An 18,390-nucleotide genomic window follows, 5' to 3' on the forward strand; every position below is an offset into this window, starting at 1 on the left:
GTCTGCTAGATTTACCCAAACAGACTATCTCCAGGTGGCCAGTCGGCGCCTTGCACGCGGGGCCGTTAACCATGGTCGCCAACCGAGATCCGCGGATTAATGTCAAAGAAACAGGCAGCGACTGCCAAAATTAGGTGCTTTGAACGCCCATCCCGCCCTATACGCGTGCGTCGACCAGTTGGAACTCCCAAACGAGATGGCTGCGAGACAGGTGGCCATCGCCGCGCACACAGCTCCGAACGGTCGATGCGTGTTGCGTGTCCCATTGGCCGCCGCTCCGCGAACCGACGAAGATAGTGGTACGCTCGTGGGAGACACATTGCTCTCGGATCATTGCCGTGTGTTCGGAATACACCTTGGCCTTTCGTCCGAGTTGAACCTGATCGCTGCATTTCTTCGCAGAAATGCAATTTTTAATTGCGGGTCTCGTTAAATTGACGCTAATATAATTGAATATTTCCGAGTTGTTAGCTTTTGCGGTGTCGTGCGCTGAGGTTTAGGCAAAAGCACTCCTTCTGAGGGCGGGGCTTCGAGTTGGCTTCGCAAGCCGAGGGAGCAGTTTTTTTGCGCTCCGACCGCCTCGAAAGCCGCCACTTATTCCGCTCGGGAGAGCGTTTGGCGCTGACTGGACGTGCCGGATTATTTGCTGACTGGACGTGCCGGATTATTTCAAGATTGGAAGCACGCCGTACTTGCGTGAACCGATTGCGTGCACGGGCGAGTGGCATGGTCAATGCGCTAGCTAGCTGCACCACCCCTTCGCACAAGATACGGCCCCCGCTTCGTCATTAATTTATGAGGAGGGCGCTTTGAATCATTTTGCGCATTTTTCCATCGGAGCATCGACTAGCCACTTTGAACTTGATTCTTCTAAGGAATACGGTCGCGGGGATACGTTCACAGTCCCAGACGCGCACCTCTTGTTCTCCGGAGACTATGAGAGACAAGGCGAAGATCTGATCGTCTCGGATCATTCCCATCGCGTGGTGGTGCCAAACTACTTCCACGGCGAAAAGCGTCCAACGCTGGTCTCGCCAGAGGGCGCGCTGCTCGACTCCCGGATCATAGACGCATTTACCGGCCATAGCGTCTACGCCCAGGCAGGCGCTGCACCCCCACCCGCTGCCAAGTTAGTTGGACACGTTGTCAAGATGACTGGCAGCGCGAGTTGCGTTCGTAACGGCGTTACTATTGAACTTAATAACGGCGATGCGGTCTATCAGGCCGACGTGGTGCAGACCGGAACTGCTTCGACGCTAGGTCTTGTGCTAGTCGACGGAACAACATTCAATCTCAGCGCGAACGCGCGGATGATGTTGAATGATCTCACCTACGATCCGACCAGCACATCGAATACTTCGCTCTACACGCTTGTCCAAGGCGGCCTTAGCTTTGTCGCTGGCCAGGTTGCTAAAACTGGCGACATGAAGGTCGAGACCGCGGTTTCGGTCATCGGTATTCGCGGCACCGCGGTAATTCTTGATATCAATTCAGCTGACGGGAAAGTCTCTATATCCGTTGTCGATCAGCAGGATGGTCAGGTCCATTCCGTTGAGGTCTTCCAGTGTATACCCGCGGGTGGAGGTGTTTGTTCATCGGGAGCTCGCATCGGAACAGTCACGAGTGACGGCTCATCCCTGTCGATTACGCCCAACGCCGGATTTCAGTTCACTGCGGAGCAGACCGCCAAGACGCCCGACCAGATTACGCAGGAGTTCAGTGCATTCCAGCAGGTACTGAGTACCTACGACGCCGGAAAAGCACTGTTTCCCAGCCTGCCACAACATACCGAAAATGTTGCTCCGAACAGCAACCCTAGTCCGACCTCGACAGCATCGGCGGCCGGGAGCAGCACGCCACCGAGTGATTTGACCGGTAACGCCCAAATCATCTCAACCTCCGCCGACAGCGCCGAACATCCGAGCGCCGACACGGCCGTTGCGGGCACAGCGTTGTCATCGGTCATCGTCAATGCGACGCCATTGCCGACTTCGCAGTCGACTGCCACCACGATTATTCCTGCGACTCTTACGATCGTTCCTACGACGGTTGCGATCACGACCCCGGTGGGTATCGGGAACATCATCAACCAGAGCGACGTGTCAACCGGCTTCATCATTACCGGAACTGCAACGGCAGACAACGCGCCAGTGAATGGTCAGCCGATTACGGTCGCGATTGTCGACACTACGGATGTGGTGAAAGATCTCTTCACGACGACGGTGACGAATGGATCGTGGTCGGTGAACGTGACGCCGGCGCAGGCGCGTGCCCTGGCCGATGGAGTTTACAGTATCCAGGCGACCATGTCCGGTGCTGGCTATACAGTAACCACAGGAACGCAGACGATCACCGTGGACACTCAACCACCGATGGTGACGATTGTTACCCAAAGTGCAACCACGAATGAGGCGACGCAAACGATCGCAGGCACCGTGGCCATGACCGAGGCCGAGGTCGGCTCGGAAGTGACACTGTTCGAAATTGCTAACGGAGTCACTACGAAGCTCGGCGTTGCGACCGTCGGCAGCGACGGAACCTGGAGCACGAGCGTGACGCTATCCGGCAGTGGTAGCCACAGCATCGTGGTCCAGGACACCGATGCGGCCGGCAACACCGGAACCAGCAACCCATTGGTCTTTGTGCTGGAGACCGGGCCGACGGTGACGATCGCCGCCATCGAGGGCAACAACGTCATCAACGCGGCCGAGGCCGCCGCCGGCGTGGCGCTGTCGGGCATGGTGAGCGGGGTGGCCGCCAACAGCAGCTTCCTCGTCACCGTCACCGACAATGGCGTGGTCACGACCTATACCGCAACCGTCGATGCGGCGGGCTCGACCTGGAGCGCCACGATCCCGGCCGCTGCGGCGACGGCTCTCGCCAACGGCACCGCCACGGTGAGCGCACAGATCACCGACGCCAACGGCAACATCGCCTCCGCCAGCCAGAGCGTGACGGTGGCCGAGACCGGGCCGACGGTGACGATCGCCGCCATCGAGGGCAACAACGTCATCAACGCGGCCGAGGCCGCCGCCGGCGTGGCGCTGTCGGGCATGGTGAGCGGGGTGGCCGCCAACAGCAGCTTCCTCGTCACCGTCACCGACAATGGCGTGGTCACGACCTATACCGCAACCGTCGATGCGGCGGGCTCGACCTGGAGCGCCACGATCCCGGCCGCTGCGGCGACGGCTCTCGCCAACGGCACCGCCACGGTGAGCGCACAGATCACCGACGCCAACGGCAACACCGCCTCCGCCAGCCAGAGCGTGACGGTGGCCGAGACCGGGCCGACGGTGACGATCGCCGCCATCGAGGGCAACAACGTCATCAACGCGGCCGAGGCCGCCGCCGGCGTGGCGCTGTCGGGCATGGTGAGCGGGGTGGCCGCCAACAGCAGCTTCCTCGTCACCGTCACCGACAATGGCGTGGTCACGACCTATACCGCAACCGTCGATGCGGCGGGCTCGACCTGGAGCGCCACGATCCCGGCCGCTGCGGCGACGGCTCTCGCCAACGGCACCGCCACGGTGAGCGCACAGATCACCGACGCCAACGGCAACACCGCCTCCGCCAGCCAGAGCGTGACGGTGGCCGAGACCGGGCCGACGGTGACGATCGCCGCCATCGAGGGCAACAACGTCATCAACGCGGCCGAGGCCGCCGCCGGCGTGGCGCTGTCGGGCATGGTGAGCGGGGTGGCCGCCAACAGCAGCTTCCTCGTCACCGTCACCGACAATGGCGTGGTCACGACCTATACCGCAACCGTCGATGCGGCGGGCTCGACCTGGAGCGCCACGATCCCGGCCGCTGCGGCGACGGCTCTCGCCAACGGCACCGCCACGGTGAGCGCACAGATCACCGACGCCAACGGCAACACCGCCTCCGCCAGCCAGAGCGTGACGGTGGCCGAGACCGGGCCGACGGTGACGATCGCCGCCATCGAGGGCAACAACGTCATCAACGCGGCCGAGGCCGCCGCCGGCGTGGCGCTGTCGGGCATGGTGAGCGGGGTGGCCGCCAACAGCAGCTTCCTCGTCACCGTCACCGACAATGGCGTGGTCACGACCTATACCGCAACCGTCGATGCGGCGGGCTCGACCTGGAGCGCCACGATCCCGGCCGCTGCGGCGACGGCTCTCGCCAACGGCACCGCCACGGTGAGCGCACAGGTCACCGACGCCAACGGCAACACCGCCTCCGCCAGCCAGAGCGTGACGGTGGCCGAGACCGGGCCGACGGTGACGATCGCCGCCATCGAGGGCAACAACGTCATCAACGCGGCCGAGGCCGCCGCCGGCGTGGCGCTGTCGGGCATGGTGAGCGGGGTGGCCGCCAACAGCAGCTTCCTCGTCACCGTCACCGACAATGGCGTGGTCACGACCTATACCGCAACCGTCGATGCGGCGGGCTCGACCTGGAGCGCCACGATCCCGGCCGCTGCGGCGACGGCTCTCGCCAACGGCACCGCCACGGTGAGCGCACAGATCACCGACGCCAACGGCAACACCGCCTCCGCCAGCCAGAGCGTGACGGTGGCCGAGACCGGGCCGACGGTGACGATCGCCGCCATCGAGGGCAACAACGTCATCAACGCGGCCGAGGCCGCCGCCGGCGTGGCGCTGTCGGGCATGGTGAGCGGGGTGGCCGCCAACAGCAGCTTCCTCGTCACCGTCACCGACAATGGCGTGGTCACGACCTATACCGCAACCGTCGATGCGGCGGGCTCGACCTGGAGCGCCACGATCCCGGCCGCTGCGGCGACGGCTCTCGCCAACGGCACCGCCACGGTGAGCGCACAGGTCACCGACGCCAACGGCAACACCGCCTCCGCCAGCCAGAGCGTGACGGTGGCCGAGACCGGGCCGACGGTGACGATCGCCGCCATCGAGGGCAACAACGTCATCAACGCGGCCGAGGCCGCCGCCGGCGTGGCGCTGTCGGGCATGGTGAGCGGGGTGGCCGCCAACAGCAGCTTCCTCGTCACCGTCACCGACAATGGCGTGGTCACGACCTATACCGCAACCGTCGATGCGGCGGGCTCGACCTGGAGCGCCACGATCCCGGCCGCTGCGGCGACGGCTCTCGCCAACGGCACCGCCACGGTGAGCGCACAGGTCACCGACGCCAACGGCAACACCGCCTCCGCCAGCCAGAGCGTGACGGTGGCCGAGACCGGGCCGACGGTGACGATCGCCGCCATCGAGGGCAACAACGTCATCAACGCGGCCGAGGCCGCCGCCGGCGTGGCGCTGTCGGGCATGGTGAGCGGGGTGGCCGCCAACAGCAGCTTCCTCGTCACCGTCACCGACAATGGCGTGGTCACGACCTATACCGCAACCGTCGATGCGGCGGGCTCGACCTGGAGCGCCACGATCCCGGCCGCTGCGGCGACGGCTCTCGCCAACGGCACCGCCACGGTGAGCGCACAGGTCACCGACGCCAACGGCAACACCGCCTCCGCCAGCCAGAGCGTGACGGTGGCCGAGACCGGGCCGACGGTGACGATCGCCGCCATCGAGGGCAACAACGTCATCAACGCGGCCGAGGCCGCCGCCGGCGTGGCGCTGTCGGGCATGGTGAGCGGGGTGGCCGCCAACAGCAGCTTCCTCGTCACCGTCACCGACAATGGCGTGGTCACGACCTATACCGCAACCGTCGATGCGGCGGGCTCGACCTGGAGCGCCACGATCCCGGCCGCTGCGGCGACGGCTCTCGCCAACGGCACCGCCACGGTGAGCGCACAGGTCACCGACGCCAACGGCAACATCGCCTCCGCCAGCCAGAGCGTGACGGTGGCCGAGACCGGGCCGACGGTGACGATCGCCGCCATCGAGGGCAACAACGTCATCAACGCGGCCGAGGCCGCCGCCGGCGTGGCGCTGTCGGGCATGGTGAGCGGGGTGGCCGCCAACAGCAGCTTCCTCGTCACCGTCACCGACAATGGCGTGGTCACGACCTATACCGCAACCGTCGATGCGGCGGGCTCGACCTGGAGCGCCACGATCCCGGCCGCTGCGGCGACGGCTCTCGCCAACGGCACCGCCACGGTGAGCGCACAGATCACCGACGCCAACGGCAACACCGCCTCCGCCAGCCAGAGCGTGACGGTGGCCGAGACCGGGCCGACGGTGACGATCGCCGCCATCGAGGGCAACAACGTCATCAACGCGGCCGAGGCCGCCGCCGGCGTGGCGCTGTCGGGCATGGTGAGCGGGGTGGCCGCCAACAGCAGCTTCCTCGTCACCGTCACCGACAATGGCGTGGTCACGACCTATACCGCAACCGTCGATGCGGCGGGCTCGACCTGGAGCGCCACGATCCCGGCCGCTGCGGCGACGGCTCTCGCCAACGGCACCGCCACGGTGAGCGCACAGATCACCGACGCCAACGGCAACACCGCCTCCGCCAGCCAGAGCGTGACGGTGGCCGAGACCGGGCCGACGGTGACGATCGCCGCCATCGAGGGCAACAACGTCATCAACGCGGCCGAGGCCGCCGCCGGCGTGGCGCTGTCGGGCATGGTGAGCGGGGTGGCCGCCAACAGCAGCTTCCTCGTCACCGTCACCGACAATGGCGTGGTCACGACCTATACCGCAACCGTCGATGCGGCGGGCTCGACCTGGAGCGCCACGATCCCGGCCGCTGCGGCGACGGCTCTCGCCAACGGCACCGCCACGGTGAGCGCACAGGTCACCGACGCCAACGGCAACACCGCCTCCGCCAGCCAGAGCGTGACGGTGGCCGAGACCGGGCCGACGGTGACGATCGCCGCCATCGAGGGCAACAACGTCATCAACGCGGCCGAGGCCGCCGCCGGCGTGGCGCTGTCGGGCATGGTGAGCGGGGTGGCCGCCAACAGCAGCTTCCTCGTCACCGTCACCGACAATGGCGTGGTCACGACCTATACCGCAACCGTCGATGCGGCGGGCTCGACCTGGAGCGCCACGATCCCGGCCGCTGCGGCGACGGCTCTCGCCAACGGCACCGCCACGGTGAGCGCACAGGTCACCGACGCCAACGGCAACACCGCCTCCGCCAGCCAGAGCGTGACGGTGGCCGAGACCGGGCCGACGGTGACGATCGCCGCCATCGAGGGCAACAACGTCATCAACGCGGCCGAGGCCGCCGCCGGCGTGGCGCTGTCGGGCATGGTGAGCGGGGTGGCCGCCAACAGCAGCTTCCTCGTCACCGTCACCGACAATGGCGTGGTCACGACCTATACCGCAACCGTCGATGCGGCGGGCTCGACCTGGAGCGCCACGATCCCGGCCGCTGCGGCGACGGCTCTCGCCAACGGCACCGCCACGGTGAGCGCACAGATCACCGACGCCAACGGCAACACCGCCTCCGCCAGCCAGAGCGTGACGGTGGCCGAGACCGGGCCGACGGTGACGATCGCCGCCATCGAGGGCAACAACGTCATCAACGCGGCCGAGGCCGCCGCCGGCGTGGCGCTGTCGGGCATGGTGAGCGGGGTGGCCGCCAACAGCAGCTTCCTCGTCACCGTCACCGACAATGGCGTGGTCACGACCTATACCGCAACCGTCGATGCGGCGGGCTCGACCTGGAGCGCCACGATCCCGGCCGCTGCGGCGACGGCTCTCGCCAACGGCACCGCCACGGTGAGCGCACAGATCACCGACGCCAACGGCAACACCGCCTCCGCCAGCCAGAGCGTGACGGTGGCCGAGACCGGGCCGACGGTGACGATCGCCGCCATCGAGGGCAACAACGTCATCAACGCGGCCGAGGCCGCCGCCGGCGTGGCGCTGTCGGGCATGGTGAGCGGGGTGGCCGCCAACAGCAGCTTCCTCGTCACCGTCACCGACAATGGCGTGGTCACGACCTATACCGCAACCGTCGATGCGGCGGGCTCGACCTGGAGCGCCACGATCCCGGCCGCTGCGGCGACGGCTCTCGCCAACGGCACCGCCACGGTGAGCGCACAGGTCACCGACGCCAACGGCAACACCGCCTCCGCCAGCCAGAGCGTGACGGTGGCCGAGACCGGGCCGACGGTGACGATCGCCGCCATCGAGGGCAACAACGTCATCAACGCGGCCGAGGCCGCCGCCGGCGTGGCGCTGTCGGGCATGGTGAGCGGGGTGGCCGCCAACAGCAGCTTCCTCGTCACCGTCACCGACAATGGCGTGGTCACGACCTATACCGCAACCGTCGATGCGGCGGGCTCGACCTGGAGCGCCACGATCCCGGCCGCTGCGGCGACGGCTCTCGCCAACGGCACCGCCACGGTGAGCGCACAGATCACCGACGCCAACGGCAACACCGCCTCCGCCAGCCAGAGCGTGACGGTGGCCGAGACCGGGCCGACGGTGACGATCGCCGCCATCGAGGGCAACAACGTCATCAACGCGGCCGAGGCCGCCGCCGGCGTGGCGCTGTCGGGCATGGTGAGCGGGGTGGCCGCCAACAGCAGCTTCCTCGTCACCGTCACCGACAATGGCGTGGTCACGACCTATACCGCAACCGTCGATGCGGCGGGCTCGACCTGGAGCGCCACGATCCCGGCCGCTGCGGCGACGGCTCTCGCCAACGGCACCGCCACGGTGAGCGCACAGATCACCGACGCCAACGGCAACACCGCCTCCGCCAGCCAGAGCGTGACGGTGGCCGAGACCGGGCCGACGGTGACGATCAGCACGCTGGGAGGAACTACCGATCAGGTCACCCAGATGATCTCGGGCACAGTGACGTCGCCCGATGCGACGCCGGGAACGACCGTGACGCTGTTCGATACTCTCAACGGAAACACAACGCAGATCGGGACGGCGATGGCCGGTAGTGGAGGGGCCTGGAGCACCGTCGTTACCTTGGCGGGCAATGGTGTCAACAGCATTGTGGCTGAGGACACCGACGTTGCAGGTAACACCGGTTCCAGCTCTCCTGTCGCGCTCAACGTCACGGTCACACCAGGCGGCTGGGGCAGTCCGACAGGTGGGGTCTGGGGTGACGCTGCCGATTGGAGCTCAGGTTCTGTTCCAGGCCCGACCTCGAACGTCCTCTTCAATAGCGTCGGGGCGACAAGCCCATACACGGTTGTGATCTCGCCCGCAACAACCGTGACGGTCAATTCGATCACCCTTGATGATCCGAACGTCACGCTGGTTGACTTAGGCACGCTTACGATCGCCGCCTCACTGATCGAGACATCAGGGCATCTCGAAATCGCAAATGGCGGATTGGCTTCGCTCGGCGGCGGCTCCTCGCTACTGATTGATTTCACCGGGACAGGTGGCAGTCTCATCCTTGGATCATCGCCCGGGTTCACTGGAACGGTTGATGGAATCTCGACCGCGACTGGTGCTGTAACGATCTCCGGCTCCGGAAATGTCACCACAACCAGCGGAGACGCCATCGATCTCCAGGGCACCGGTGGAACGCCGGCCAACCCGTCGACCTTGAGTGTGACTCCGAGCGGAACGATCAAGGGCGCCGCCAACGGCGTCATGGTCGTTCAGAACGCGGTGGGAGATATCACGGTCGATTCCTCAGGGCCCGTTATCGGCGACGCTGGGGACGGAATTCTGGCCGAGGTCAGTGCCACAGGTTCCGGCAATATCATCGTCACAGCAACGGATCCCGTGAGCGGAAGCGGCGTGGGCATGAACGGCGTGTTAGCCGAAAACCTCGACGCCTCCAACAACGACACCGTGTCGGTGACCGCAACCGGCGGGGCAAGTGGTACCGAGTACGGCATTGAAGCGGAGACCTACGGCAACGGCACCGTCTCGGTCGAGGCAGGCGGCGCTATCACATCGAGCGCGCTTTACGGGATTCGCGCCATAACCTATGGCGCCAGCGATGTCTCGATCTTGACCGACCCAGGCTCGACGACCAACGCCGCAGGAACCGGCATTAATGCAATCAATTACGATACGGTCATAGCAGCAAGCGCCAACGCTATCATCACGGTCACAGCAAACGGTACCGTCAACTTCGGTTCGACACTGAGCCTGAACGGAAGCCAACCAAAGGGCATAGCTGCGGGATTCTATGGGGCCAATGCAACCGCGAATACCTCAATCAACGGCACCGTGCTCGTCAACAACTACGCCAACATCACTCAGACTAGCGGCACGGTCGGCTACGGCATCAACGCCTACAACTATGGAAATGGCAATGTGACGGTCAACGACGAGGCCGGAACAACGATCTCGGCCGCGCAAGATGGCATCGTGGCATCTCCTGAGAGCGGAGGCACTGGCAATGCCGTGGTGAACGTCGCTGCCAATGACACGATAATCGGTGGATCGGGCTACGGGGTCGACGCCGCCAATAGCGACATCGGAGATATCTCGGTCACGACTTCGCCTGGAGACCTCATCATCTCCGGCTCTCACGGCATTAACGCTGTCGAAGAAGCAACAGCAATACCGCAATCCGCCAACTCGATAGTCACCGTAGTTGCCTACGGAACGATTCAATCGGGGACTTTCTTGAGCGGATCAGGATCACAGCCAAACGGAATCGCCGCAGGCTATTTCGGTTCAAATGGGACGGTGAACAACGCGATCAATGGAACGGTCCTGCTGGAGAATTTCGCGAATATCACGGCCGCGGCTGGGCGGGGCCTCGATGCCTACAGTTACGGTAACGGCGCCGTTACCTTGATGGACGAGTCCGGCACATCGGTTTCAGGCGCCCAATATGGCATCGGCGCTTATTCGAACGGCACCAGCGGTCCTGCAACTGCGACCACCCATGGCGCGACGTCGATCTCAAGTCCCGTCTTAAACTTCGCTTCGACGCCTTCATGGATCGTGGCCGGTATGACGGTTTACGATGTCACAACAGGCAAGAGCATCGGGACGGTGGCCTCAACCACAAGCACCACGGTCACGCTGACAGCGAACGCTGCCAATGCCGTAGCCAGCGGCAACCTTCTGTCTTTCCCAACGATCGCTATCACCAACGGCGCCACGTCGACATCGAGCACGACGCTCGACTTCGCGTCGACGCCATCGTGGATCACGGCCGGTATGACGGTCTATGATGCTACGACCGGAGAAAGCGTCGGTACGGTGGCCTCGACGACTGCTACCACTGTGACGCTGACAGGTAATGCATCCAACGCCGTTGGAAATGGCGACACGTTGTCGTTCGGAGATTTGTCTGTCGACGTTCTCAGCAACGCGACTGTCACGGGTGGATCGCTATATGGGCTTTACGGCATTCAAGCGAATACCAACAACGCCTCGAATGTCGTCGTTACCACGGCTACTGGCGACGTCATCAACTCTGGCGGAACAGGAATCAGTTCCAACAGTTCGGCAAAAAGCGCTCCCGCGTCTAGCCTGATTTCAATTACGGCCTACGGAACGATCAATTCCGGCTTCGATATGCAGACCGGAGGCGTCCAGCCCGCAGGAATTTTGGCCGGCTACAACGGCGGGACAAGTGCGTACAATCCTGCGATCGCCGGTAACGTTGCGATCGACGACTTTGCCGGCATCAATGCACCGGCCGGGTACGGCATCGGAGCTTATAATTTCGGTATCGGAAATATCAGCGCGACCATGGAATCAACGTCCGTGATCAACGCGGCCTATCAGGCTGTGTCGGTGTTTGCACAGGGCGGCGGCAATGTCACCATCGTCAACAACGGGACCATCGACTCCGCGACTGGTACCGCAATTGCTGTAGGAACAGGCAGCAGCCTGACCGCCGCGGGCGGCGGAATCCTATCGGTTAGGAATACGGGTAGCCTCCGGGCGCTTGGGGCTTCCTTTAACGCCGGTGGCATTTCGGCGGTGGTTCAGATCAACAACGCGAGCACACATGCGAGCACCTTCACGAACTCGGGGGCCGTCGTCTCAGCCCTCTACAGCGCCGGAAGCCCCCTGAATTGGGCCGTTTCATCCTATTATGGCGGCAACAGCGCAAACAATGGGGCGGTCAGCGTCACCAACTCCGGCGTGATTTCCGGGAATGCATTCTTGAACACGGCCCCGTCGGGGACCGCTTCCTTCCAGAACCAGACAGGTGGGATCTGGAACATTCTTGGACAGAATTGGGCCGATGGCGCATTTACGATCACCAACTCCGGCACCGTCAATATGGCAGGTCCGAGCCAGATTGAAGCTGGGGGTGCGCTTACAATTATCAATGACGACATCTTCAATATTGCTGCGATCGCTGTCGCTTTCATTGGCGGTAGCATTTCAGGTACGGGCACCTTTGACATCGGCGCGCAGGCGAGCCTGGAGTTCGGCGGCACCATCGCTTCCGGGCAGACGGTTTCCTTCGATGACGAGGACGGTCAGCTCATCCTGGATAACCCGTCAGGCTTTAGCGCGACGATCGCGGGCGCAGTGGCTGGAGATATCATCGAGGCGAACGGGGCCTACACGCCTCCCGCAGGTTTCGGCCAGTTCTCGGGCAACCTCTGGCTCATGTTGCCGTCGTCATCCCCGACCATGCTGACGGGCTCTCTGGGGCCGCAATCACTCAACCCAGCGACGGCACAATTCGTTCAGTTGTCCAGCGCGATTATTTCGTCGAGCACCGCGATCGGCCTCAACATCTTCACAGCCGATAGCAACCCGGCCGACACGCTGTTCACCGAGATCAACCAGTCTTCAAACATTTTCGTGAGTGGTGCGTTCAAAGGCGTGAGTCTGACCACGGCCGGAGCCAACATCGCCGTCTTCAATGCGGGCAGCATCTCATCTACGGGAGCCGTGGGTCTCTCGACCAGTTCCGGATCCGGGTCCACCACGATCCACGATTTCGGCAACATCAGCGGTGTGACCGGTATCAGCGCAGTCGCAGGAGGAACGGCTTACACCAGCGCCGCGACCTCGACCACAAGCAATACGCTCAACTTCACGACCACGCCAGGCTGGATCGGGTCAGGTCTCACCGTGTTTGACGAGACGACCGGAAAGAGCATCGGTACGGTCCAGTCGACCACGAGCACGACCGTGACACTGACTGGCAACGTGTCGAACCCGGTCGGAAGCGGCGATACGCTATCGTTCGGTGCTCCGACCGCGAGCACCAGCGCAGCGACGCCTATCACGAGCAACGTGTTGAGTTTTGCGTCGACACCGACATGGATCGTGCCGGGAACAGCCGTCTATGATCAAACAACCGGGATGGTCATAGGTACGGTTTCCTCGACCACGGCGAACGCGATAGCCTTGGTCGCTGACGCAGCCAATCCGGTCGGAAGCGGTGATGTGCTCGCTTTTGCTGGCCCGATATCGATCAACGTTAATCAATCCACGATCATTAGTGGAACGACCGCCGTCACCAATGCCGCGACCACCACCTCGAGCGGCACGTTGAGTTTTGCATCGACGTTGTCAGGGGTCGGGTCTGGCATGGTGGTCTACGACCTTACGACCGGCCAGCGGATTGGCACCGTGTCCTCGACATCAAGTACGACGGCGACGCTCACCGCAAATGCCGGCAGCCCGGTCAACAGCGGCGATCAGCTTTCATTCCTCAGCGCGGGATCGCAGGGGATTGTTGCCTTGACATCATCCGCAAGCGCCAGCGTCAACGCCGGGTCGTCCGTCAACATCATTGCGGGCAGCACCGGCATCGACGTTCAGAATCAAGGGAAGCTTGTTGCGCCCAGCTCGCTTACGGTCGATGCGGGCGGCAATATCTTCTCAGGATTGGTGACCAGCGGCGAGCCTTCGGCAATTCTGGCTGCCTATGTTGGAGGGACCAGTTTTCCTTCGAGCATTCCGAACCCGCCGTTGTCGGGTATCTTCGGCGACGTCACGGTCGACAGCAGTGCTAATATCATTGCTTATACCGGTGTGGGTATCCTCGCCCTGACTTATGGCACCGGCAACGTCAGCGTTTCCAATTCCGGCACAATCACGGCGACAGGGGCGGGCAATACAAACGGCACTGTCCTTTCGACTGGCCTGTACGATCCAACAACAGCCCAATTCGGAATCGCTGCAGGCAACTATGGTGAAGGCCACATCACCGTGGTGTCTTCGGGGTCGATTGCGTCCGGAACCGACGGCATTTCTGCGTCAAACGCGGCGATCGGTACGACAAGTACGCCTGTTGGATCACAAGCTACGCCAGTGATGGTCTCGGTCGTTGCGACGGGCTCGATCACTTCCGGTGCAAATCTGCAGAACGGCGGCAATGCTCCGGCGGGGATCGCTGCCAACATCGATCCGGGCAACATCTCCGGCTACAATGGCTTTGTCTATGGCGATGTTCTGGTAATCGCTTCCGGAAGCAGTATCGATGCCCAGGCGGGTGATGGCATCCGTGCGGTCAATCACGGCCAGGGCGATGTGACGGTCGAAATCGGCAACAACGAGTCGATCACGGCGCTGAACACTCCCACCGGCGCGTCGGGAAACCTTTCACCTTATGGCATCCAGGCCGTTACCTACGGCCCCGGTGACATAACGGAGAGCACGTCAAGCGGCGATGTGATTACGTCCGGAAGTACTGGCGTCAATGCCACCAACGAGGCGACAGCGATCACCATCGCGGCCGACGCCACTGTCGCGGTCAATACGGCCGGTACGATCAACTCCGGCGCCATCGAGACCGATAGCGGGTCGTCACCAAGCGGGATCAATGCAGGATTTTTCAACGGTGGAGCGGTCTTGCCTAACGTGAACGGCGCCGTGATCGTCAACAACTCAGCCGCAATTACCGCAGCTGACGGTCGGGGTATCGTTGCCTACAACTACGGAAATGGCGACGTAACCGTGAATGACAGCGGTAACGTCATCGTCAATGGCGATAGCGTGACCGCCAGTTCGACGTCGACCACGACGACCCAGGTCGCGGAATACGGTATCGAGGCCGGTACCCAAGGCGAGGGCAGGGGAAACGTCGCCATCAACGTCTATTCTGGCGCCATCAGTGCTACGGCGACACCGACTGGATCCGCCGCTGCGGCGACCTCGACCTTGAGCACCACGCTCAGCTTCAGTTCGACGCCGGCCGGCATCATAGCCGGCATGACTGCCTACGATGTGACGACGGGTCAGGCGGTCGGTTTCGTGTCTTCGACCACGGGGACAACGGTCACCCTGGCCGCAAACGCGGTTACGGCGGTCGCGAGCGGGGATATGCTCTCGTTCGCCGCGGCGATAACCGGATCCGCTGCCGCGGCGACCTCGACATCAAACGCGACACTCAGCTTCAGTGCGACGCCGGCGGGAGCCGTAGCCGACATGACCGTGTATGACGTCACGACCGGTCAAGAGGTTGGTACTGTATCCTCGACCACTGGCACAACGGTTTCCCTGGCGGCGAACGCCGCTTCCGCGGTGACGGGTGGCGATACGCTTGCCTTCTCGACGCCTATTACGAACCAAGTATACGCCGTCTTTGCAGAAAACAACGATGACGGAAATACTTCGGTCATTACCGGCTCGGGCACTAGCATCTATTCAAGCGGTGCCGGCATTGATGCGACCAACGAGACGTCCCCAGTATCCATTGCCACGCTGACGGCGACGACGAATAACGCGACGGCTACTACAAGCAATATCCTGCATTTCGTAACGACGCCGACTTGGATTACGACCGCCAACCCGGTCTATGACGTCACGACGGGCAAGATGATCGGCACGGTGTCGTCGACCTCGGCCACAACGGTGACGCTCACCGCGAACGCGGTCAATGCGGTTGGCATCGGCGATAAGTTGTCGTTCAGCGAGGTCGCGACGACCAACGCTGCAACGCCAACTTCGAGCAACATGCTAAATCTTGGTTCGACGCCGTCGTGGGTCGTTCCCGGCATGACCGTCTACGACGTCACGACGGGCCAGACTGTCGGAACAGTATCGGCGACGACCGGCACCACAATTGCGCTGGCGGCCGACGCAGCCAATCAGGTCGGCAGTGGCGACGCCCTCTCTTTTCCGGAAATAGCAACTGCAAGTTATCCGACCTCGACATCAAGCCAGACGCTGAACTTTGCCGTGACGCCATCGTGGATCGCGCCAGGCATGACCGTCTATGATGACACCACCGGCACCGCCATTGGCACGGTATCATCCAACACGAGTACGTCGGTCACGCTTGCTGCAGACGCTTCGAGCCCCGTTGCTGGCGGAGACGTTCTGTCGATTGTTTCGAGTTCTATTGTCGTGACGTCAAATTCGACGATCACTTCGGGTAACGTGTACACGGGTGCCGGCACGCCCCCTGCCGGAATCATCGCCTCTAATCTGGGTGGCGACGTGATTCCGGCGGTGACTCCGGTCGCCGGCGACGATGGCGACATCACCGTCAACAATTTCGGTAACATCACGGCGGCGGCTGGCGACGGCATTCGAGCTGTCACTTTTGGTATCGGCAATGTCACCGTTAACGAAGACGCTGGAACAATCATTGCTCTCGCGGGTCCCAGTCCTACTGATGGATTTGGCGATGGCATCAACGCGAGGAATTGGGGGCCCGGAAATATATCAGTCACGACGGCGAGCGGCATCACGATCGATTCGGGCAGTTCGGGCATCTCTGCGATCAACTATGCGCCGTCGACGGGCAGCAGCTTCGCGGTGGCGTCATCGAGCCAAATCACGGTCATTGCGTACGGCACGATCGGCTCGGGTGCGATACCGACTCTCAGCGGCGACGAGGCCGCAGGCATTCTCGCTGGATATAATCCAGGTGTCTCGCTGACGAATCCGGCCGATGCCGTTAATGCCAACGTGGCCGGGAATGTCCTCATTCAGGATTATGCGTCGATCATAGCCGCCGCGGGGACCGATGGCATCCGTGGCTTCAATTATGGCACCGGTTCGGTCACCGTCCTCGCGGAGACGGGCGCCACGATCACGGGCGGACGTTACGGCATCAGTGGCTTTGCCTACGATGGCGGCGACGTCAGTATTACCAATTATGCCACGGTGACGGGCTCGGTTGCTGCGGTCGATGCTCAAACCACCGGCGGTGATGGAACAGTCACGATCGACAATTATGGCATCCTGAATGGAGCCATTGTATCGGATGCAACCACGGCTTTTGAGAACGAGGTGGGGGCGACCTGGAACGCAACCAGCAGCAGTAGCTTCTCCGGCCCGAGCTTTAAGAATGCAGGAACGATCGACGTTACCAACGGCGCATTGACGATCAGTGCAAGCAGTTATGTCGATACCGGTTCTCTCATTGCCAACGGCGGAAACATACTTGTCACGGTCGCCGAGACGGGGGCTGGTAACGCGACAATCTACGGCTCGTCGCAAATCAGTTACGACGGCCCCTCGAACGGGAACGTCACTTTCGCGGCAGGCGCAACGGGTGAGTTGGTCTTGCGCGACTCGGTCGCATTCGCTGGGACAATCACGGGGTTCACCGGCTCCGGAGGGGGTCCTGCGACCTCGGACAAAATTGATCTGAGCGATATCAATATTTCATCGGCCCAGTTTTCTAAAAATTACGCGAACAACGAATTGACGGTCACCGATGGCACCCACACCGCGAATATTGTGTTCATTGGGAATTATACACTCGCGAATTTCTCCTTCGAAACAGATGGATCCAGCGGAACGTTGGTGACCGATCCACCGGTCGGATCGGGCCAGACCGATGCGACGTCTCCGGCTATCGAGGCCTCGACTACGACGACGATCAACTCCGGCGCAACGGTCGTATTGAACATACCCTCGACCGACAAGATCGCCTTTACCGGCGGCACTGGCACGCTGGTGTTCGATCAGCCCACAAGCTTCACCGGACAAATTGCAGGCTTCACCGGGACAGCGCCTGATGCCGCTCATTCGGATGTAATCGATGTCGCCGGAATCGATCGAGACTCGGCCGGTTTCACGGAGAGCTACAAGTCATCGAGCGGCGTGCTAACATTGTCAGATGGGATTCACAGCGCGAGCCTGACATTCGACAACTTCAACGGCACATTCAATTTCTCTTCCGATGGTCACGGCGGAACATTGATCATGGATCCGCCCGCCATCACCCCGCCAAGCGGCGCAATCGCGGTGACAATTGCGGATCAGTTTTTCTTGAAGGAAGTCTCCACCCGAACCAGCCAGGACACGCTGTATGATTTCGGACCGGGCCAAGCAAGGCTCGGTCTGAACTCGATGGACTTCGATCGAAACGACGCACGAAATAACAGCGCTTGGCTGGCACTGACGCCCGCAGAGCGGACTCTGATTGATGTCGATTCAAACAGTCAGCATCCTCACGAGGAGGGTGAACTCTTAAAGACTGTCGTGGCGAACTTACACGCGAACGACTTCTTGTTGTTGAGCCACTAGACCAGTTTGGCTATCGAGTTCGCCTTGGACGCTCGGCGCCCGACGGCCATGCATAGCTTATCTGCCCAAAAGGCCTGACCTGAGCCCCAAAGATCATCCAGCGACGGGCAATCCTCTGGTCATTTGAGCTTGTGTGGCTCGGTGA

1 protein-coding gene is annotated in these 18,390 nt (G+C 62.5%); it reads left to right on the top strand.

Annotation, left to right across the window (positions count from 1 at the left end):
* Positions 1-1,151 precede the first annotated feature (1,151 nt).
* Positions 1,152-18,245, top strand: coding sequence for a hypothetical protein (locus ACP2YO_RS19095; RefSeq protein WP_426442221.1), 17,094 nt, complete (start codon positions 1,152-1,154; stop codon positions 18,243-18,245).
* The last annotated feature ends 145 nt before the right edge of the window (positions 18,246-18,390 follow it).

Origin of the sequence: Bradyrhizobium genosp. P, assembly GCF_049949265.1 — a bacterium.
Lineage (GTDB): Bacteria > Pseudomonadota > Alphaproteobacteria > Rhizobiales > Xanthobacteraceae > Bradyrhizobium.